Here is a 20,165-nt window from a genome sequence, read left to right on the forward strand (position 1 = left end):
GATATGGCCCAGCGGCATTTGCCACAAGCCTGTACACAGAGTTATCCACAGAATGTGTGTACAACCGGTTTTATGACTGGCTGGCCCGCAACACCACAAACTTGCTGTTGCCACCGACCTGCTCCACCTGGCTGAAGAAGCGCCGTAACTTGACGTGGTAAGCCAGGTGGCGGTTGCCGACCACCAGCAGGGCGCCATTGGGTGCCAGAGTAGTGCGGCTCTGCTGAAACAGGCGCAGGGCAATCTCGTCACCGATCACCTGTTGCTGATGAAACGGCGGATTGCACAGCACCAGATCAGCGCTGGCGGCCTCGGCATCAACCAGGCCGTCGCTGACAGTGAAGCAGGCGTCGCGTCCGGGGCAGGCAGCGGTGAAATTCTGCCGTGCCGAGGTGACCGCTGCGTAAGACTCATCAATGAAACTCAGCTGCGCCTGGGGGTTGAGCAGTGCCGCCTGGATGCCGAGAGCGCCGTTGCCGCAACCCAGGTCGACAATGCGCGCGGGGCCTGCGGTCGGCGGGATGCAGGGCAGCATGACCCGGGTACCAATATCCAGGCGATCCCGTGAGAACACGCCGGGCAGGTTGGTCAGTTGAGGGCCGCCTTCGGGCAGGGCATAGCGGGTGTCGAGCTGCGGTATCGCCGGTGTCAGGTCGGAGTCGAATCGTGCGGTCAGCAAACGGGCCTTCTTCCAGGCGAGGGACGCCTGGTATGGGCCCACATACCTGGCCAATAGATCCCCAGCGCTGGGCGGCAGGTGCTTGAGCATGGCGCCGGCGATTACGACGGCGTCGGCTGATAGCAGCGGCCGCAGACGACTGAGCTGGTCTTCGAGCAGTGCCAGGCTTTTCGGGATGCGCAGCAGCACGTGGCTTATCGGGCCGTTGGGCAAGCGCTGGCTATCGACAAAGGTGACCGCCTGCGCTGATAGCTGATTATGGCGAAGATTATCCTGCAGCGCGCGCTCGGCCAGATGCGAGTCGCCCCAGCTCATCACCGGGATGCCCGTCAGGGCCAAGGCGCAGGCCAGGGTACCGAATTGATCGTTGACCACCAGTACCGAACCCGTGGCCGAGCCTTCCGACAGGCGCGCCTGCTCCTGCAGCAGATACAGGTCAGCTGCATCGAAAGGTTGCAGTGTCGGATTACGGGTTGGCGGGTAGCGGTCGAGTCGGAGACTACCGAAAGAGGTATCGCAACGTTGCATGGGCGGGCCGGAAAACGAGTCAGGGCGGGCAGTATAGCGCAGCCGGTCCGGCGGTTCAGATTCTCTGGTGAGGCCCTGCGAGCGAGCTGTCGTTCGCAGGACCCGGGGAGCGCAGAGTGCGGTCCTGCTGCTTACTTCTCGGCCTGCTGCTTGAGCAGGTCGCGGATATCGGCCAGCAGCACTTCTTCCTTGCTCGGCGCTGGCGGCGCGGCGGGAGCTTCTTCTTCCTTGCGCTTGAGATTGTTCATCACCTTGATAGCAACAAAAATGGCCGCGGCAATGATCAGGAAATCCACGATGCTCTGGATGAAGGCGCCGTAGCCCAGGGTAACCGCTGCCAGATCGCCCTGCGCCTCGCGGAGCACCACGGCCAGATCGCTGAAATCCACGCCCCCGATAGCGAGCCCCAGGGGGGGCATGACGATGTTATCCACAAAGGAGGACACCACCTTGCCGAAGGCAGCACCGATAATGATACCCACAGCCATGTCGATGACATTGCCGCGCATGGCGAAGGACTTGAATTCCTGAATCAGACTCATGTTCTACCTACTCCTGTATGCCCGAATGGCGAGCTTATTTGATATTTTTTTACTTTTTATTTCAACGCATTCTGCAATTCCGTGCAGACGATCTCCAGAGTCTGGATGCGCGCATGGCGCTTGTCTTCTGCGGGAATGACATGCCAGGGCGCAGTGACGGTGCTGGTGCGTTCGACCATATCGTTCAGCGCCTGCTCATATTGTGGCCATTGATCCCGATTTCGCCAGTCCTCATCGGAAAGCTTGTGGCGTTTGAGCGGCGATTCGGCGCGCGCCTGAAATCGCCGTAGTTGTTCCTCGGGGGTAATTGCCAGCCAGAACTTCAGCACCAGGGTGCCGGCGGCCTGTAATTGCGCCTCGAAATCATTGATTTCATCATAGGCGCGCTGCCATTCCCGGCGGGTGCAGAAGCCTTCGACCCGCTCGACCAGAACGCGGCCATAGTAGCTGCGGTCGAAGATGGCGACACGCCCGGGCAATGGCACGCGTTTCCAGAACCGCAGCAGATAAGGCTGATGGCGTTCTTCGCTGGTCGGCGCGCGGGTGCCATGGACGCGCATATAGCGCGGGTCCAGACATTGGCTGATACGGCGGATGGCCCCGCCCTTGCCAGCGGCATCGGTCCCTTCGAAGACCAGCAGCAGGCTGCGCCCGGCAAACGCTGGATGGCGTACCAGCTCGCGCAACCGGGCCTGGTAGTGCGCGAGCCGCTCCTTGTAGCGGGCCTTGTCCAGCTTGCGGTCGTAATCCAGTTGTTGCAACTGGGTCAGCGGGGCGGGTTGCCAGGAGGCGGTCGGCATCTTGCCGGGGCCGGCCTCCAGCAACTGCTGGGTCCGCTGCAGCACGATCTGGCCGACGCGGATATCCCGCTCATGCTCATCGTCGCCGGATACGGTGATCCAGGGGGCTGCCTCGGTCGAGGTCAGGGTGCTGATCAACTGAAATGAATCCTGGACGCAGGCATAGTCGGCGTCGCTGAAACTACCCCATTCACGCATGGCGACGGTCTGTTCGCCGCTGGCAAATCTTCCTGCTGGTTTTACCGGACCCTCGACCTGCAGCCACAGCTTGACCAGGGCTATGCCCTCACCGGTCAGCAGGCGTTCGAAGCGGGCAACTTCCTCCATCTGCCTGCGCAGCGCCGGCAGGTCGATCTCGCCCCGGCAATAGCGGATCTGTGGTTGGTGATACCAGGAGCCCAGGTAGAAACCGAGCCGGGCTGGTTTGGGCAGGCTGATCCAGTAGCGCCAGAGGTGAGGCATCTGCTGCTCGACGCCCTGGGGCAGGGCAAAGGCTCGGGTATTCAGGTAGCGGTTGTCCAGCGTATTGTAGAAGCCATAAATAGCCTCGGCCTTGCCGGCCTCGTCATTACCGCTGATCAACACCAGCACCGGCCCCTTCTTCGCTTTGCGCAGGGCATACTGGGCTTCGAGCAGAGCCTCGGTGAGTTTCCGTCGCTGCCGTTTATAGCTTTTTTTGTTGGTGCTGTGTTCGGGCACTTTCATTGTTCCGTCAGGATTTATCCGCGCTCGATCAGTATAGTAACTGCTTGAGAATTTCTTCAGTTTCATGGGATCGCAATGGCGAAGAACAAACGACTCTATGGCTGCACTGAGTGCGGCGCTACCTTCACCAAATGGGCAGGGCAGTGTGGTGAATGCCAGGCCTGGAACACCCTGATTGAAACCGTGATAGATACCACCCCGACGGGCGGCAGCGGTGGCGGTTCGCGCAGCAGCAACTGGGCAGGAGAAATGGCCCAGGTAAAAACCCTCGCCGAGGTATCCACTGAAGAAATGCCCCGCCAGCCCAGCGGTTCGTCGGAGCTGGACCGGGTATTGGGTGGTGGGCTGGTCAGCGGCTCAGTAGTCTTGATCGGCGGTGATCCGGGTATCGGCAAATCCACCATTCTGCTGCAGACCCTGTGCCGACTGGCGCAGAACATGCCCGCGCTGTATATCACCGGTGAAGAGTCCCAGCAGCAGGTAGCGATGCGTGCCGACCGGCTTGGCCTGCCGAAGGACCAGCTCAAGGTCATGACTGAAACCTGCATTGAAAGCATCGTTGCCACTGCCCGGCGGGAGCAACCCAAGGTAATGGTGGTGGACTCCATCCAGACCATCTTCACCGAGCAACTGCAATCAGCCCCCGGCGGTGTCGCCCAGGTACGGGAAAGTGCCGCGCTCCTGGTGCGTTTTGCCAAGCAGAGCGGTACCGCCATTTTCCTGGTTGGCCATGTGACCAAGGAGGGTTCGCTGGCCGGGCCGCGGGTACTCGAACATATGGTCGACACCGTGTTGTATTTCGAAGGTGAGTCCGATGGCCGGCTGCGCATGCTGCGAGCGGTGAAGAACCGTTTTGGTGCGGTCAACGAGCTTGGCGTATTCGCCATGACCGACAAGGGCCTCAAGGAAGTCGCCAACCCCTCGGCGATTTTCCTGTCACGTTATGACGCACCCATTCCCGGCAGTGTGGTGATGTCTACCTGGGAAGGGTCGAGGCCGATGCTGGTGGAAGTGCAGGCGCTGGTAGACACCAGCCACCTGGGCAATCCCCGGCGGGTAACCCTGGGGTTGGATCAGAACCGTCTGGCCATGCTGCTGGCGGTACTGCATCGTCATGGAGGCGTGCCCACCTATGACCAGGACGTGTTCGTCAACGTGGTCGGCGGGGTCAAGGTGCTGGAAACCGCGGCCGATCTGGCGCTGCTGGCCGCGGTGATCTCCAGCCTGCGCAACCGCCCGCTGCCGATGGACCTGATGGTGTTCGGCGAACTCGGTCTGTCGGGTGAGATTCGCCCGGTACCCAGCGGCCAGGAGCGGCTGAAGGAAGCCGCCAAGCATGGCTTTACCCGCGCCATCGTACCCAAGGCCAACGCGCCCAAGGAATCACCCAAGGGTATGCAGGTAGTGCCGGTGACCCGGCTGGATGAGGCCCTGGGCATGCTGTTCGAGTGAGATGCGCCCCGTTGTCTGGTCAGGCGTCAGCGACCCAGTTCGGTCAGCTCGCGTTCTGCCAGCGACGGGTCGCCCAGCGTCGCGCTGATCAACTCTTTCAACTGGGCGATGGAATCCAGATCGAGATGCCGACAGGCCAGAGCGAGCACGTCGTCACGGCTGAAGGCCAGTTGTGCTTCCAGGCGGATGTGATCGCCGCTAGTCAGCTCGATGATCGTTTCTAGGTGGGCATCAGCGTCGGCCAGTGACCATGTGTCTGGTCGGCTGATCAACAGGCCTGCCAGGGAGATATCCAGCAACGGGGCAGAGTGGGTCCAGGCATCCTGCTGGAGCCTGACGGTCGCGTCGAAAAGGGCAGGGGAAGAGAAGTGATGGTCTGACATGACGGCCCCCGATAGGTCGGGTTCAATATGCCATCATTATAGCTGCTGCGCGGAGACGCTACTGAGGGCGATCTGCCGCAGGTTGACCTGCGGCAGATCGAATCGTCAACTCAGACCACGCCCTGGGCGAGCATGGCGTCGGCGACCTTGACGAAGCCGGCGATGTTGGCGCCCTTGACGTAGTTGATATAGCCGTCTTCTTCTTTGCCGTAGCGTTCGCAGGCAGAGTGGATCGACTGCATGATGGCGTGCAGTTTGGTGTCTACCTCGCCATCGGTCCACTGCATACGCATGGCGTTCTGGCTCATCTCCAGCCCGCTCACCGCGACGCCACCGGCATTGGCTGCTTTGCCCGGAGCGAACAGGACGCGGTTCTCCAGGAACACGTCCAGGGCTTCCAGAGTGGACGGCATGTTGGCACCTTCGGCCACGCAGTAGCAGCCATTGGCGATCAGCGTGCGGGCATCGTCGCCGTTAAGCTCATTCTGGGTTGCGCAGGGCAGCGCGATATCGCAGGGCAGGTGCCACGGCGTGCGGTTGGTCAGCATTTCCAGATTGAACTCGGTAGCCATTTCCTGCAGGCGGCCGCGACGCTCGTTCTTCAGGTCCATCAGGTAATGCCACTGTTCAGTGGTCATGCCCTCGGGGAAGTACAGGGTGCCGCCGGAATCGGAAACCGAGATCACCACGGCGCCCAGATCCATCGCCTTGAGCGCAGCATACTGAGCCACATTGCCGGAGCCGGATACAGCAACGCGCTGACCTTCCAGGCTGCGGCCGCGTTCCTTGAGCATTTCTTCGGTGAAGTAGACGCAACCGTAGCCGGTAGCTTCAGGGCGGATCAGGCTGCCGCCGTAGGTCAGGCCCTTACCGGTCAGCACCGAGGTGAACTCGTTGCGCAGGCGCTTGTACTGGCCATACATGTAGCCGATTTCCCGCGCACCGACACCGATATCACCAGCGGGGATATCCAGGTTCTCGCCGATATGGCGGGACAGTTCGGTCATGAAGGATTGGCAGAAGCGCATCACTTCAGCGTTGCTCTTGCCCTTGGGATCGAAATCGGAACCGCCTTTGCCGCCGCCCATGGGCAGGGTGGTGAGCGCGTTCTTGAACACCTGTTCGAAGGCCAGGAACTTGAGCACACCCAGATTGACCGAGGGGTGGAAGCGCAGGCCGCCCTTGTAGGGGCCAATGGCGCTGTTCATCTGTACGCGGAAGCCGCGGTTCACATGGACCTGGCCGTTATCGTCCATCCACGGCACGCGGAACATGATCACCCGCTCGGGCTCGATCAGGCGTTCAATGATGCCGGCCTTGAGATACTTCGGGTTCTCCTGCAGAAAGGGCCACAGCGTGCTCAGCACTTCTTCGGCTGCCTGGTGGAATTCGGGTTGCTCTGGATCGCGCAGTTTGAGATGCGCCAGGCAGGAGGTCAGAGTATCAGTCATGGAAGTCTCTTTTTTGCAAGTTTAAGACGTAATGGCGCAAATTTATCAGAGGTGAGCACGCTCTGAAATAGCGCTTCACAAAAAAAAACGCGCGGGAATGAAGGTGAAAGGCACTTTGCAGCACCGCAACGAGCATCGCGCAGGTGCGCAAAGTTCTGTTGTAGATGATTGATTTTAAAGCGTTTTATGGACTTTCTTCGAGGCTCCGCTGCATGCGCGCTTTGGTCGCATGCAGCGGGTCGAAAAAGTTCCAGAAAAATGTGACTTTTTTGACTCAAGCCAGTTTTTTATAGCGGACACGGTGCGGCTGAGCTGCGGCTTCGCCCAGGCGTTTCTTGCGGTCTGCTTCAAACTCGGTGTAATTGCCCTCGAAGAATACCACCTTTGCATCATCCTCATAAGACAGAATGTGGGTGGCGATGCGGTCCAGGAACCAGCGATCGTGGGAAATCACAATGGCCGAGCCGGGGAAGTCCAGCAAGGCTTCTTCCAGGGCGCGCAGCGTTTCCACGTCAAGGTCGTTGGACGGTTCGTCGAGCAGCAGTACGTTGGCGCCCTGCTTCAGCGTCAGCGCCAGGTGCAGGCGGCCACGCTCACCGCCGGACAGGTCCTTGACGAACTTCTGCTGATCCGCACCCTTGAAGTTGAAACGGCCAACATAGCCGCGCGAAGGGACTTCATAGTTGCCGACCTTGATCATGTCGAAGCCGTCGGACACCTGCTCCCAGACAGTCTTGTTTCCATCCAGGTCATCACGGCTCTGGTCGACACTGGCGATCTGCACGCTTTCGCCGATGACGATCTTGCCGCTGTCAGGTTGCTCCTTGCCGGTCAGCATGCGGAACAGCGTGGACTTGCCCGCGCCGTTGCCGCCGATGACACCAACGATGGCGCCCTTGGGAATGGTCAGCGACAAATCGTCGATCAGGACCCTGTCACCATAGCCCTTGGCGACATTATGCAGTTCGATAACCTGGTCACCCAGGCGCTGGCCGGCCGGGATGTAGATCTCGTTGGTTTCACTGCGTTTCTGGAATTCCTGGGATTGCATTTCCTCGAAACGCTGCAGACGCGCCTTGGATTTTGCCTGGCGGCCCTTGGCACCCTGGCGAACCCACTCCAGTTCGGCCTTCATTGCTTTCGCATGGGAGGCTTCCTGCTTGGCTTCGGTAGCCAGGCGGTTGGCCTTGGATTCCAGCCACTGCGAATAGTTGCCCTCGAACGGGATGCCGTGACCGCGGTCCAGTTCCAGAATCCAGCCGGCGACATTGTCGAGGAAATAGCGGTCGTGGGTGATGGCCACCACGGTGCCGGGGAAGTCATGCAGGAAGCGCTCCAGCCAGGCTACCGAGTCGGCATCCAGATGGTTGGTCGGCTCGTCCAGCAGCAGCATGTCGGGGGCCGACAGCAGCAGGCGGCACAGGGCGACCCGGCGCTTTTCGCCGCCGGACAGATGGCCGATCTGCGCATCCCATGGCGGCAGGCGCAGCGCATCGGCGGCGACTTCCAGCTGGCGGTCGAGGTTGTGACCATCGGCGGCCTGCAGGATGGCTTCCAGTTTGGCCTGCTCGGCGGCCAGCGCGTCGAAGTCGGCATCCGGCTCGGCGTAGGCAGCATAGACCTCGTCCAGGCGAGCCTGAGCGTCCTTGATATTGCTGACCGCTTCTTCCACGATCTCGCGGACGGTTTTATCTGCGTCCAGCTGCGGCTCCTGAGGCAGGTAGCCGACATTGATGCCGGGCATGGGCCGGGCTTCGCCGTCAAATTCCTTGTCTACACCGGCCATGATGCGCAGCAGGGTGGATTTACCTGCGCCGTTCAGACCCAGCACGCCGATCTTGGCGCCAGGGAAAAATGACAGGGAGATGTCCTTGAGGATCTGCCGCTTCGGGGGCACAACCTTGCTCACCCGGTGCATGCTGTAAACGTATTGGGCCATGTGGATACAACCTTGATAATTGAATAGAGGAAATGGCACCTGGAACGGGTGCGGAATGGGGGGCAAGGCTAGCCCAAAGTGTGGGTTAGGGCAAACCTGGCGGCTGGCTGGTCTCGCAGCTGCTGCAATTGGGCACGCGCAGTCAATGTGAGCGGCGCGCACCGGCGCCAGCAGCACGTGGCAGGTCCCTGCCCAGGTACTTGAAGTCTCCTATCCGACCGCCTGAATGCTTTTCATGTGCCAGTTTGTCCCGGTTGAGGTAAAATGCGGCCTCTTTTTTATTTGTACATCTCTGGCAGAGGGCCGTGACATGTTTAGCCGTTCCAACGATATTGCCACTTTCGACGCCGAGCTGTGGGCAGCGATGCAGCAGGAAGCACAGCGTCAGGAAGAGCACATCGAGTTGATCGCATCCGAGAACTACACCAGTCCTGCGGTCATGCAGGCTCAAGGTTCGGTGCTCACCAACAAGTATGCTGAAGGTTACCCGGGCAAGCGTTACTATGGCGGCTGCGAATTCGTCGATGTGGCCGAGCAACTGGCCATCGACCGCGCCAAGGAACTGTTCGGTGCCGGTTACGCCAACGTTCAGCCGCACGCTGGTTCCCAGGCCAACAGCGCGGTATTCCAGGCGCTGGTAAAGCCCGGTGACACCGTGTTGGGTATGAGTCTGGCCCACGGCGGCCACCTGACTCACGGCGCTTCGGTCAACTTCTCCGGCAAGATGTACAACGCCGTGCAGTATGGCATCGACACCGCGACCGGGCTGATCGACTACGATGAGCTGGAGCGTCTGGCTGTCGAGCACAAGCCGAAAATGATCGTTGCCGGCTTCTCCGCCTACTCTCAGATCCTGGACTTCCCGCGTTTCCGCGAGATTGCCGATAAGGTCGGTGCCTACCTGTTCGTCGACATGGCCCACGTTGCCGGTCTGGTCGCCGCTGGCGTCTATCCGAACCCGGTACCCTACGCTGACGTGGTCACCACCACTACCCACAAGACCCTGCGTGGTCCGCGCGGTGGTCTGATCCTGGCCCGTGCCAACGAAGAACTGGAAAAGAAGCTGAATTCAGCGGTATTCCCCGGTGGTCAGGGTGGCCCGCTGATGCACGTGATCGCCGCCAAGGCAATCTGCTTCAAGGAAGCCATGAGCGACGAGTTCAAGGCCTACCAGCAGCAAGTGGTGAAGAATGCTCAGGCCATGGCCGGTGTGTTCATCGAGCGCGGCTTCGACGTGGTTTCCGGTGGTACTCAGAACCACCTGTTCCTGCTGTCGCTAATCAAGCAGGACATCACCGGCAAGGACGCGGATGCTGCGTTGGGTCGCGCCTTCATTACCGTGAACAAGAATGCGGTGCCGAACGACCCGCGTTCGCCGTTCGTGACCTCCGGCCTGCGCCTGGGCACTCCGGCGGTGACCACCCGCGGCTTCCAGGAAGCCGAGTGCCGCGAACTGGCCGGCTGGATCTGTGACATTCTGGACAACATGGGCGACGAGTCGGTCATCGATCGTGTCCGTGAACAGGTCAAGGCCATTTGCGCCCGCCTGCCGGTCTATCGTGACTGAGAGTTGCATGTGGTAATCGAACCCCTTGCCGGATGTCCGGCAAGGGGTTTTTTATTGCATTATGCCGGTAGGTCATTACGCTGGTTGCCAATTACCCAGGCGAGGGGAGGGAGTGATGCTGATCAAAGGAACGGCGAGGTGGTTGATCTTGCTATTGATGTGCTGGAGCAGCGCGATGCTGGCCAACAGCAAGCCGGTGGTGCAGGTTGCCTTCATGGACTTTCCCGGATATTCGCAGCTGGACGAGTCCGGCCGGGCCACAGGCAAGGCGGTCGAGCTGGTGCGCAAGTTGCTGAATGAAGCTGGCTATGATGCCCGGATACGGATTTTGCCTGCGGCGCGCATCTGGTTGGGGCTCGAGAGCGGCGACGTGCATCTCTGGCCTGGGGTATTGAATAAGCCGGGGCTCGACGAGCATACGCTGCTGACCGGTCGGGACCTGGGGCAGGTGAATATCAATCTGTATTACCTGCCGGGCCAGCCCGCGCCCGATTGGCCGGAGGGGCTGCGCGGTCGTAGTGTCATCATGATCACCAACTTCACCTATACTAATGCGCTGAACGATACCGTGCAGAATCCGGAGCTGGACCTGACTCTATATAAAAGCAACTCGCACAGGGGAGCGGTGGAGATGTTGCGGCGCGGGCGCGGGGACTACCTGCTGGATTACCGGGCGCAGGTGGATGTCGTGCTGGAGGAGCTGGATGGGGTCAGGCTGGAGCATATTGAGGTCGCGATGCAACCCATGCGTCTGGTGCTATCCCGTCATTCGGGCTTTGCTGAACAGTTACAGACTGATCTGGACGCTGCGTTTGACCGTTTACGGGCGCAGGGAGTCGAACTGGATGTGACGAAGCAGTAGTTTCGCTGCAAGGCAGGCGGTAATGCAGTCCGCCTGCCAGTAGCTATCGGCTGGGATCAGTCGCCGCGCAGGTTGAGTGTGCTCAACGTGCGATCACGGACCGTTTTCAGCAGCGCAGCGTCATCGATCAGGGATTGGCCATAGGAGGGAACCAATTCCTTCATGCGAGTCTGCCATTGCGGCGAGCTCATGCGTTCCTTGAAGCAGCGATGTAGTACGTCGATCATCGCCTGCACGGCGGTGGAGGCTCCCGGGGAAGCGCCCAGCAATGCTGCCAGGGTGCCATCCTTCGCGGCGACAATTTCGGTACCGAATTCCAACTTGCCGTGTCCCTCGGCATCTTTCTTGATGATCTGCACGCGCATGCCTGCATTCTGCAGCGTCCAGTCTTCCTCTTTGGCATCGGGGAAGAAGTTGCGCAGGGACGCGACACGGTCCTTGTGCGACTGGAAGGACTCGGCGATCAGGTACTTGGTCAGGTCCATATTGTCGCGACCCACGGCCATCATCGGTGCCACGTTGTACGGGCGAACCGAGGAGAACAGGTCGAATACCGAGCCCTTCTTCAGGAACTTGGTGGTGAAGCCGGCAAAGGGACCGAACAGCAGGGCCGGTTGGCCATTGATGATGCGCGTATCCAGGTGCGGAACGGACATGGGTGGTGCGCCGACCGGAGCCTTGCCATAGACCTTGGAATGGTGCTGCTGGACAATCTCCGGCTTCTTGCACACCAGCCACTGACCGCTGACCGGGAAGCCACCATAACCCTGGCTTTCATCAATATGGGATTTCTGCAGCAGGGGCAGAGAGCCGCCGCCGGCGCCAAGGAAGACGAAGCGGGCATTGAACTGTTTGTCCTCGCCGCTTTGTTCGTCCTTCACAGCGACACGCCAATGGCCACGCTTGCTTTTGCGCAGGCTCTTGACCGAGTGACTGAGGCACAGATCGAAACCGTCCTGAGTTACCAGATGCTTGATCATGCTGCGAGTCAGTGAGCCGAAATCGACATCCGAACCGTGGTCGACGCGGGTAGCGGCGACCGGACCCTCCGCTGCGCGGTCACGCATGACCAGCGGCATCCACTCAGCCAGTTGCTCCCGCGATTCGCTGTACTGCATATCCGCGAACAGGTGATGGGCGCTGAGCAGTTCGTGACGCTTGCGCAGAAAAGCCACGTCTTTCTCACCCCAGACAAAGCTCTGGTGTGCGGTGGGGTTGATGAATTTGCCGGGCGCTGGGAGGATCTGCTGTTCGACCAGGTAGGACCAGAATTGCAGGGTCACCTCGAAGTTCGCGTTGATCGACAGTGCGCGGTTGATCGTGATGTTGCCATCATCGGCTTGGGGAGTGTAGTTCAGCTCACAGTAACCGGCGTGCCCCGTGCCGGCATTGTTCCAGCCATCCGTGCTCTCATGAGCAACGTGATCCAGACGTTCGACCAGGGTAATGGTCATATTTGGATCGAGCTGTTTGAGCAACATTCCGAGCGTGGCGCTCATGACGCCACCACCGACCAGCAATACGTCTACATCTTTTGCTGTCATTTACATGTCGCCTCTTACTAAAAACTGCGCGTATGATACTCGTTTATCCGGTTGAGTGTCATAACCATTACCCTTTTGTAGTAGACGTGGTTGATGGACTACCTGTGCCGGAATGATCGGATGGATAACACGGGGAGGCGGCAGCAGACATGCATGAGGTGGTCATCATCGGTGGGGGTGTCATTGGTTGCCTGTCTGCCCTCAACTTGCTGGATGCTGGAGTACGCGTAACCCTGATCGAGCGGGGGGGGGTTGGCCGCGAGGCCTCCTGGGCAGGTGGCGGGATCGTCTCACCGCTGTACCCCTGGCGTTACTCCCAACCGATCAGCGCCCTGGCCGACTGGTCGCAGGGTTTCTATCCGCAACTGGCCGCGCGGTTGGCGGAAGATACCGATATTGATCCTCAGGTGACGCCCTGTGGCCTGCTCTGGCTGGATTCGGAGGAACAGGATGTCGCTCTGAGCTGGGCAGCAGGGCGCGGAAAACCGCTGCTCAGTGTCGATGCCGAGTTCATCTACCGTCAGGTCCCCGTATTGGCGGCCGGATATGAAAATGCATTGTGGCAGGCTGATCTGGCCAATGTACGCAATCCTCGTCTGATGGCCGCCCTGCGCGTTGCTCTGGCTGCCAACCCCCATTGTCGTTTATTGGAAGGCTGCGCCGACGCCCGCCTGCTGATCGAGCAGGGGCGGGTGGCTGGGGTGCGCTGTGCTGGCGAAAATATGCAGGCCGATGCCGTGGTATTGGCGGCCGGAGCTTGGAGCGGTGAGTTTCTCGCTGAGCTGGGCATGGCACTGCCGGTGGTGCCGGTGAAGGGACAGATGCTGCTGTACAAGGCGGAGCCGGGTTGGTTGTCGAGCATGGTGCTGTGCGGCGGACGCTATGCGATTCCGCGGCAGGATGGGCATATCCTGATCGGCAGCACTCTGGAGCATGAAGGTTTCGACAAGACCCCCACCGAGGCTGCGCTGAACTCCCTGCGCGCCTCCGCGGCGCAGCTATTGCCGGCGTTGGCGATGCAGCAGCCGGTTCGCCAGTGGGCCGGATTGCGTCCCGGTTCGCCGGATGGTGTGCCCTATATTGGCGAAGTGCCGGATTACCCTGGGCTCTGGCTGAATACCGGGCATTACCGCAACGGGCTGGTGCTGGCACCGGCTTCCTGTCAGTTCCTGGCAGATGTGATGCTGGGACGGCAGCCGATCATCGACCCGGCGCCCTATGCGGTGACGGCGGGCAGGGAGCTGCTGGCGGGTTAGTCGGGAACCTTTGTTCAGTGGAAGCGGGCTTGCCGGCCAAGGCGCTCCCACTCGGGCACACCGCGGGGCGGAACTGGCGCTGGCGGCAGGCTAGTCTTCCAGTCCCAGTTTCTTCAATCGATAGCGCATTGACCGAAACGTCAGGCCCAGGCGGCGGGCGGCTGCGGTCTTGTTCCAGCGGGTTTCCTCCAGCGCCTGGGTCAATGCCTTGCGTTCGATATCATCGAGGAAGTCTTCCAGCGAATCGATCTGGCGCAGCGCGGAGTCCTCGCCGGGAAGCGGGCTGGCGTTAAGCTGGATATCGCTGGCCATGATGGTATCGCCTTCACACAGGGTGAAGGCCCGCTCCAGAATATTCTCCAGCTCGCGCACGTTGCCGGGGAAGCGGTAGTTGCTCAACCGCTCCATGCACGCCGGGTCTATATGGGGCACCTCGACGCCCGCGCGCTGGGCCAGTTGGGTAAGAATGCGCCGGGCCATCGGTGCGATATCCTCACGGCGCTCGCGCAGCGGTGGTACGCAGAGCTCGATCACATTGATCCGATAGAACAGGTCCTGGCGAAATCGCCCTTCGGCCACTTCCACCGCCAGGTCCTTGTGGGTCGCGCATAGCAGCCGCACGTTCACTGGCTGCTCCTGCTGGGTGCCGACCGGACGCACCGCCTTTTCCTGAATCGCCCGCAGCAGCTTGACCTGCATCGCCAACGGCAGATCGGCCACCTCATCGAGAAACAGGGTGCCGCCACTGGCCGCCTGGAACAGGCCGGGCTTGTCAGCCACGGCGCCGGTGAAGCTGCCTTTGCGGTGGCCGAAGAATTCGCTTTCCATCAGCTCCGAAGGTATCGCCCCGCAGTTCACCGGCACGAAGGGATGACAGGCCCGAGGCCCCAGCGCGTGGATGCGCCGGGCGACCAGTTCCTTGCCGCTGCCGGATTCACCACTGATATAGAGCGGTGCCTCGCTGCGGGCGAGCTTGGCAATCTGTCGACGCAATTGCTGGATTGGCGGTGAGCTGCCCTGAATCGGATCGTCGCTCTCTTCAATCAGTGGGGCTTCCTGGCGCTGGTTCAGCCGTAGGGCACCGTTGACCAGTTCGCGCAGCCGCTGCAAGTCGACGGGCTTGGTAACGAAATCGAAGGCGCCGGATTTGAGCGCAGTGATGGCGGTATCCAGGCTGCCATAGGCGGTAATCATCGCCACCGGGGTGTTTGGGCAATGCTGCTGAATATGTCGCACCACACTCAAGCCATCGCCATCAGGCAGGCGCATGTCGGTCAGGCACAAGTCGAAGTGCTGCTGATTGAGCAGCTCCAGCGCCTGGCCGAGACTGGTCGCGCTGCGGGTACTGATGTTCATCCGCCCCAGAGTCATGTCGAGCAGCTCCAGGATATCGGGCTCGTCATCGATGATCAGTGCCAGCGGATTGTTCACATTGTGCTCCATGCGTTCGTGCGGTTCGAAAAGGGCATCATACCAGCCGTCTGGGGTGGGCGAAGACGATGCGCATGCAGCTGCCGCGCGGCTCCAGCCGTTCATACTCCAGGGTGGCCTGGTTGCTCTCGCATAGCTCGCGGGAGATATACAGGCCCAGACCGGTACCGGCGGACTCGGTAGTGTAGAACGGTTCGAATACCTGACTCAGATGGCGATCATCGATGCCCGGTCCGTGGTCGATGATCTCCAGGGTAGGCAGGCCGGTCCCGGCATCTTCATACAGCTTTAGCCAGATGGTGCGCTCGCTGCCCGGCTCGCCACTGTAACGGAAGGCATTCTGGCACAGATTGCTCAGCACCTGGCGCAGCTGATTGGGGTCCATGCGGGTCAGGATGCCTTCCTTCTCCAGTTCGCATTCGATGGTATCAGTGGCCGGGCTGGTCTGCTTGTAGTCTCGGATGAACTGTGCTACCCAGAGTGTCAGATCGACCAGTTGCGGTTCGCTCTGCCGCCGCCGGGACAATTCCAGCACGGTTTCGATGACCTTGTTCATGCGCTTGGAGTGCTGCTGGATGATCTCGGTCAGGCGCCGATCCTGATCATGGATGTGTTCTGACTCGATCAGCAATTGTGCCGCATGGCTGAGTGCGCCCAGCGGGTTGCGGATCTCATGGGCGATGCTCGCGGTGAGTCGGCCCAGGGAGGCCAGTTTGAGTTGTTGGACCTGCTGTGCCATCAGCGCATTATCGTCGAGGAAGACCAGGATCGACTCCCGCTCATCGGCGGGCAGGCGCTTGAAGTTGGCCATCAATTCTGCGCCGCCGGGATGGTTGCGAAAGGGCAGAGCCCGGATCGATGGATTGACCTGCCATTGGCGCTGGCGCTGGCCCAGCTCCGGGGCGAGGCTATCGAGGGCCATACCGCGGATGATCGGCTTGCCCAGCATTTGGGCGGCGGCTTCATTGGCCAGCAGTACCTGCAGCGATTCATCAATCACCATGATGCCGGTGCGCATGCGCTGGATGATCAACTGGTTGAGCTTTTCCAGGCTGGCCAGGCTGGCTGCCTGCTGCTGGGCCAGGTTTTCCGAGAGCCGCAGGCGGCGGCTGAGGCGCTGCACAAATAGCGCTACCGCAAAATAGATGCAGCCCAGCACACCCACCTGCAGGTAGCTTTGACTGATCGAGGGGTGCGCGAGGCTCAGAAAGAATGTCAGATAGATCAACGCCAGGCTGGCCAGCGCCGCCAGCAGCAGGCCAATACGCCCGTGCAGCAGAATATTGCCGGTAGCCACCGGGATGATCAGCAGGTTGCCCAGCCCGCTGCTGGCGCCACCGGCCGCGTAGAACAACACCGCCAGCAGGAAGATATCGATGAACGCCAGCACGAACAGATGCAGGTCGCGCTTGCCCTGATGCAGCAGCAGGGCGATCAGCACGTTGATGATCAGATAGATCCAGCTGGCGCTTTCGTAAAGATCGGGGTTCTGCAGGTCGATCAGCCCGTCGCGCAGGGCAGAGCTGGTCAGCAGCGTCAGGAAAAGTCCAAGCACCACCCGATAGATATTGTAGATGCGCAATATTTTCGGGCGTTGGGAGTCAACCGTATCAGTACTGCTGGTCCACATCGCGATGCTCACTGCAGCAATACCATTTGTCGTCCTGACGCAGGGCCATATCTTCCGGCAGATGCAGCTGGCATTGAGCGCAGCGAACCATCCTGGGCGGCTGTTGCGGCGGCGTTCGGTGTTTCTCCGCCTGGGCGGCCTTGAACTGGCGCCAGAAGACAAAGGCGATATAAGCCAGCACCAGCAGAATGAACAGTTTGATCAAGCCCATGATCGTGGTGATTCCATGTAGGTAAGCGAATGGCCCTTAGTGTATCCCACCCGGGCGATGCGCCAAACAAGTCCGTGGCTCGGGTGGTCAAACTGGCTTGATCGAATGATTTTCTATGGGAGCAGTGGGGGTTGGGCTGCGCAAGCTCAGGTGTTGGAGGGTGCCGGGTGGATTCGGTAATCCGGGGCTGGCAATAGCGTGCGATCAGAGCACGCCTGCCGGTGCGATGTGACGCCGAGGGAACGGCGTCACATCTTCAATCAATCAAACAGACCGAAAGTCAGCCGGCTCCAGATGGAGCGCTTGGGCTCTGGTTCCTGTTCCTGCCGTGGGGTCTTGATATCCCGGGGCAGAGCATTCAGCGCTGCCTGATACTGCTGTTCCATTTCCCGTTCCATCTGGGTTTCCCGGTTCATGGACGGCGGGGTCATGACCTTGTCCAGCAGGCCGGTGGTCATCGATTCGACCCAACCGGATTCGCGCTGGGCAGGCTCCACATGATGGCGGAACTCGCCGTCCTGAAGGCTCGGGTGCTCGGGATAGTTGGTCTGCAGCGTCAGCAGGGCGTTGTTGGCCAGATCATCCATGGCCAGACGACGGTAGCCTTCGACCATCAGCGCCAGGCCGTCACCGACAGACGGGGTCTGCTGGAAATTCTCGACAATATAGCGACCGCGGTTGACGGCGGCAACGTACGCGCCGCGCTTGAGATAATAATGGCCGACGTGAGTGTCGTAGGCGGCCAACAGGTTGCGCAGGTACACCATGCGCTGGCGCGCATCGGGCGCGTAACGGCTGTTGGGGTAACGGCTGACCAGTTGGGCGAACTCGTTGAAGGAGTCCCGGGCCGCACCCGGATCGCGACGGGTCATGTCCAGCGGCAGGAAGCGCTCGAAGAGCCCCCGGTCGCGGGTGAAGGAAGTCATGCCGCGCAGGTAGTAGGCGTAATCCACATCGGGATGCTGCGGGTGCAGGCGGATGAAACGGTCGGCAGCTGATTTGGCAGCATCCAGTTCCAGGTTCTGGTAGTAGGCATAGATCAGTTCCAGCTGTGCCTGTTCGGCGAAGCGTCCGAACGGATAGCGCGACTCCAGGGCCCGCAGCGATTCGATAGCCTGGCCGTAGTTGTTGGCGTCCAGGTTCTTCTGGGCCAGGACATAGAGCTCGGACTCGCTGAGCGATTCATCCAGAACCGTCGCCTTGTTTGATGAACAGGCCGCCAGCAGACTCAGCAGACCGACCAGCAATAGATGTTTAATCGACATGTTTGACATCCGGATGGACGACCCCGCGCTGTTGCCCTGACAGCCGTCCTGTTATAGTTGAGCTCAGTTGCCAGGCACAGCATGCGCCAGGCAAAGAAGCCGTATTTAACCACAGCGCCGGGCCGAAACCAAAAGGGATTGCGCGTACCGGTGCGTTCCAGTGAGCCATTGATGTCCGAACGAATTCGCTTGTCTGCACAGGTTACCCCGGAGTGCGGTGGTCAACGCCTTGACCAGGTCGCTGCCCGATTGTTCCCCAGCCACTCCCGATCGCGGTTGCAGGGTTGGATCAAGGACGGCAGTCTGACGGTGGACGGCAGACAGGTCCGCCCGCGCGATACCGTCTATACCGACGAACTGCTGGAACTGGATGCCGAACTTGAAGTTCAGGGTGATTGGCTGCCGCAAGCCATCGACCTGGATATCGTCTATGAAGATCACGCGCTGCTGGTGATCAACAAGCCGGCGGGTCTGGTGGTGCATCCCGCCGCCGGTCATCATGACGGCACTCTGCTCAATGCGCTGCTGCACCATGCTCCCGAGTTGGCCAAGGTGCCGCGCGCGGGCATCGTGCACCGCCTGGACAAGGACACCACCGGTCTCATGGTCGTGGCCAAAACCCTGGAAGCACAGACCGATCTGGTCATCCAGCTGCAGAACCGGACGGTCACTCGTGAATACGAATGCGTGGTGGTGGGCGTAATGACAGCCGGTGGCAAGGTCGACCAGCCCATCGCTCGCCACGGCAATAATCGGCAGAAGATGGCGGTGGTTGCCGGCGGCAAGGAGGCGGTGAGTCATTACCGCGTCATCAGCCGTTTTCGTGCCCACACCCATGTCAAGGTCAAGCTGGAAACCGGCCGCACGCATCAGATCCGTGTGCATATGAGTCATATCAATTATCCGCTGGTGGGCGATCCGACCTATGGCGGCCGGCTGCGTATTCCGCCGGGCGCGACGCAGGAGCTGATTGCCATGCTGCGTGAATTCCCACGCCAGGCACTGCATGCCCGGCGGCTGGAACTGGAGCATCCGGATGACAATCGGCCGATGCGCTGGGAAGCGCCGCTGCCCGCCGATATACAGGCGTTGCTGGCGCTGCTGCGCCAGGACGGCGAGTTGGAAGAATGAAAGAGCACTGGCTGCAGGCCGACTGGCCGGCCCCCGAGTGGGTCAAGACCTGCGTCACCACGCGGCAGGATGGCTGCAGTCAGGGCGTGTACAAGGGATTCAATCTGGGTACCCACGTTGGCGATGATCTGAATAACGTTCTGGCCAACCGGGCGGAGCTGGGGCGCATGCTGGGCTGTCGCATGGCCTGGCTGGAGCAGACGCACAGTACCGATGTGGTCGAGGCCGCGCCGGGACTGGTGGAGGAAGCGGATGCCAGCTGGACCCTTGAGCCGGACGTCGCCTGCGTGATCATGACCGCCGACTGTCTGCCGGTATTGTTCTGCGACCGTGCCGGCACCCGCGTGGCCGCAGCCCATGCCGGCTGGCGCGGGCTGGCTGCCGGGATTCTGGAGAACACCATCAGCGCGCTGGGGGTGCCGCCGGAAGAACTGCTGGTCTGGCTGGGCCCGGCCATCGGCCCCGAGGCCTTTGAAGTGGGTCCGGAAGTACGGGAGATTTTCGGCAGCACGGCTGCGGCGGCCTGTTTTGTGCCCTCCGAGCGTCCGGGGCATTACCTGGCGGATATCTATCAACTGGCCCGGCTGCGCCTCACCAATGCCGGCGTGAATGCTGTCTATGGCGGTGGTTTGTGTACGGTCAGTGACCCCACCCGGTTATTCTCCTATCGGCGCGACGGGCAAACCGGGCGCTTCGCTTCACTGGTTTGGCTGGACTCTGCGACAAAAAATTGACGCCGATCAGTGCGACCCCCTTGAAAGCACAGTAATAATCCTCATCTATCATTCA

17 protein-coding genes are annotated in these 20,165 nt (G+C 60.7%); 6 read left to right on the forward strand and 11 right to left on the reverse strand.

The window, feature by feature from the left end; genetic code table 11:
- Window positions 1–70: 70 nt before the first annotated feature.
- The 3 genes from BM267_RS13810 to BM267_RS13820 all read right to left on the reverse strand — a co-directional run bounded on the left by BM267_RS13810 (window position 71) and on the right by BM267_RS13820 (window position 3,248).
- The gene (locus BM267_RS13810; protein WP_074780771.1) at window positions 71–1,207 is read right to left on the reverse strand and encodes a methyltransferase; all 1,137 of its coding nucleotides are present in this window, start codon (window positions 1,205–1,207) and stop codon (window positions 71–73) included.
- Between the two features lie 131 nt (window positions 1,208–1,338).
- Window positions 1,339–1,749 (reverse strand): large-conductance mechanosensitive channel protein MscL, encoded by a 411-nt coding sequence (gene mscL / locus BM267_RS13815; protein ID WP_074780768.1) that lies wholly within the window; start codon window positions 1,747–1,749, stop codon window positions 1,339–1,341.
- Window positions 1,750–1,805: 56 nt separating this feature from the next.
- Entirely contained in the window at window positions 1,806–3,248 is a 1,443-nt protein-coding gene (locus BM267_RS13820) for a polyphosphate:AMP phosphotransferase (RefSeq protein ID WP_177173405.1), read from the reverse strand.
- Between the two features lie 81 nt (window positions 3,249–3,329).
- Here BM267_RS13820 and radA point away from each other — a divergent pair, with 81 nt between their 5' ends.
- A complete protein-coding gene (radA, locus tag BM267_RS13825) occupies window positions 3,330–4,706 on the forward strand; it encodes a DNA repair protein RadA (RefSeq protein ID WP_036990744.1) in 1,377 nt (458 codons plus the stop codon).
- A 26-nt stretch (window positions 4,707–4,732) separates the two neighbouring features.
- On the opposite strand, the gene BM267_RS13830 is transcribed toward radA, so the two are convergent.
- The 3 genes from BM267_RS13830 to ettA all read right to left on the reverse strand — a co-directional run bounded on the left by BM267_RS13830 (window position 4,733) and on the right by ettA (window position 8,479).
- Complete coding sequence (locus tag BM267_RS13830; protein WP_074780762.1) at window positions 4,733–5,089, reverse strand: PilZ domain-containing protein; 357 nt, start codon at window positions 5,087–5,089, stop codon at window positions 4,733–4,735.
- A gap of 110 nt (window positions 5,090–5,199) precedes the next feature.
- Window positions 5,200–6,540 carry an NADP-specific glutamate dehydrogenase gene (gene gdhA / locus BM267_RS13835; protein ID WP_036990740.1) on the reverse strand — a complete coding sequence of 447 codons (1,341 nt, stop codon included), beginning with the start codon at window positions 6,538–6,540 and terminating at the stop codon, window positions 5,200–5,202.
- Window positions 6,541–6,814: 274 nt separating this feature from the next.
- Window positions 6,815–8,479, reverse strand: a complete 1,665-nt coding sequence (gene ettA, locus BM267_RS13840; protein WP_036990738.1) for an energy-dependent translational throttle protein EttA — start codon at window positions 8,477–8,479, stop codon at window positions 6,815–6,817.
- 310 nt (window positions 8,480–8,789) lie between these two features.
- On the opposite strand from ettA, the gene glyA reads away from it, so the two are divergent.
- A complete protein-coding gene (glyA, locus tag BM267_RS13845) occupies window positions 8,790–10,046 on the forward strand; it encodes a serine hydroxymethyltransferase (protein WP_036990737.1) in 1,257 nt (418 codons plus the stop codon).
- 115 nt (window positions 10,047–10,161) lie between these two features.
- Entirely contained in the window at window positions 10,162–10,908 is a 747-nt protein-coding gene (locus BM267_RS13850) for a substrate-binding periplasmic protein (protein WP_143063075.1), read from the forward strand.
- Between the two features lie 56 nt (window positions 10,909–10,964).
- On the opposite strand, the gene mqo is transcribed toward BM267_RS13850, so the two are convergent.
- Complete coding sequence (gene mqo / locus BM267_RS13855) at window positions 10,965–12,452, reverse strand: malate dehydrogenase (quinone) (RefSeq protein ID WP_036990735.1); 1,488 nt, start codon at window positions 12,450–12,452, stop codon at window positions 10,965–10,967.
- A 149-nt stretch (window positions 12,453–12,601) separates the two neighbouring features.
- On the opposite strand from mqo, the gene thiO reads away from it, so the two are divergent.
- Window positions 12,602–13,708 (forward strand): glycine oxidase ThiO, encoded by a 1,107-nt coding sequence (thiO, locus tag BM267_RS13860; RefSeq protein WP_074780755.1) that lies wholly within the window; start codon window positions 12,602–12,604, stop codon window positions 13,706–13,708.
- 90 nt (window positions 13,709–13,798) lie between these two features.
- Here thiO and BM267_RS13865 read toward each other — a convergent pair whose 3' ends face one another.
- The 4 genes from BM267_RS13865 to BM267_RS13880 all read right to left on the reverse strand — a co-directional run bounded on the left by BM267_RS13865 (window position 13,799) and on the right by BM267_RS13880 (window position 18,245).
- Entirely contained in the window at window positions 13,799–15,079 is a 1,281-nt protein-coding gene (locus BM267_RS13865) for a sigma-54-dependent transcriptional regulator (protein ID WP_407920283.1), read from the reverse strand.
- A gap of 97 nt (window positions 15,080–15,176) precedes the next feature.
- Window positions 15,177–16,769 (reverse strand): sensor histidine kinase, encoded by a 1,593-nt coding sequence (locus BM267_RS13870; RefSeq protein ID WP_036990733.1) that lies wholly within the window; start codon window positions 16,767–16,769, stop codon window positions 15,177–15,179.
- Complete coding sequence (locus BM267_RS13875) at window positions 16,750–16,980, reverse strand: PP0621 family protein (protein WP_051611040.1); 231 nt, start codon at window positions 16,978–16,980, stop codon at window positions 16,750–16,752. The genes BM267_RS13870 and BM267_RS13875 overlap by 20 nt, the downstream gene beginning before the upstream one ends.
- A 260-nt stretch (window positions 16,981–17,240) precedes the next feature.
- Window positions 17,241–18,245, reverse strand: coding sequence for an outer membrane protein assembly factor BamD (locus BM267_RS13880; protein WP_036991184.1), 1,005 nt, complete (start codon window positions 18,243–18,245; stop codon window positions 17,241–17,243).
- A 171-nt stretch (window positions 18,246–18,416) separates the two neighbouring features.
- Between BM267_RS13880 and rluD the strand changes: the two genes are divergently transcribed.
- Together rluD and pgeF are read left to right on the forward strand one after the other, a co-directional pair.
- Window positions 18,417–19,376, forward strand: coding sequence for a 23S rRNA pseudouridine(1911/1915/1917) synthase RluD (rluD, locus tag BM267_RS13885; protein WP_074780751.1), 960 nt, complete (start codon window positions 18,417–18,419; stop codon window positions 19,374–19,376).
- Window positions 19,373–20,110: a peptidoglycan editing factor PgeF gene (pgeF, locus tag BM267_RS13890; protein ID WP_036990725.1), complete on the forward strand. Its 738-nt coding sequence runs from the start codon at window positions 19,373–19,375 to the stop codon at window positions 20,108–20,110. Before rluD ends, pgeF begins: the two co-directional genes overlap by 4 nt.
- The last annotated feature ends 55 nt before the right edge of the window (window positions 20,111–20,165 follow it).

The organism is Halopseudomonas bauzanensis, assembly GCF_900114735.1.
Lineage (GTDB): Bacteria > Pseudomonadota > Gammaproteobacteria > Pseudomonadales > Pseudomonadaceae > Halopseudomonas > Halopseudomonas bauzanensis.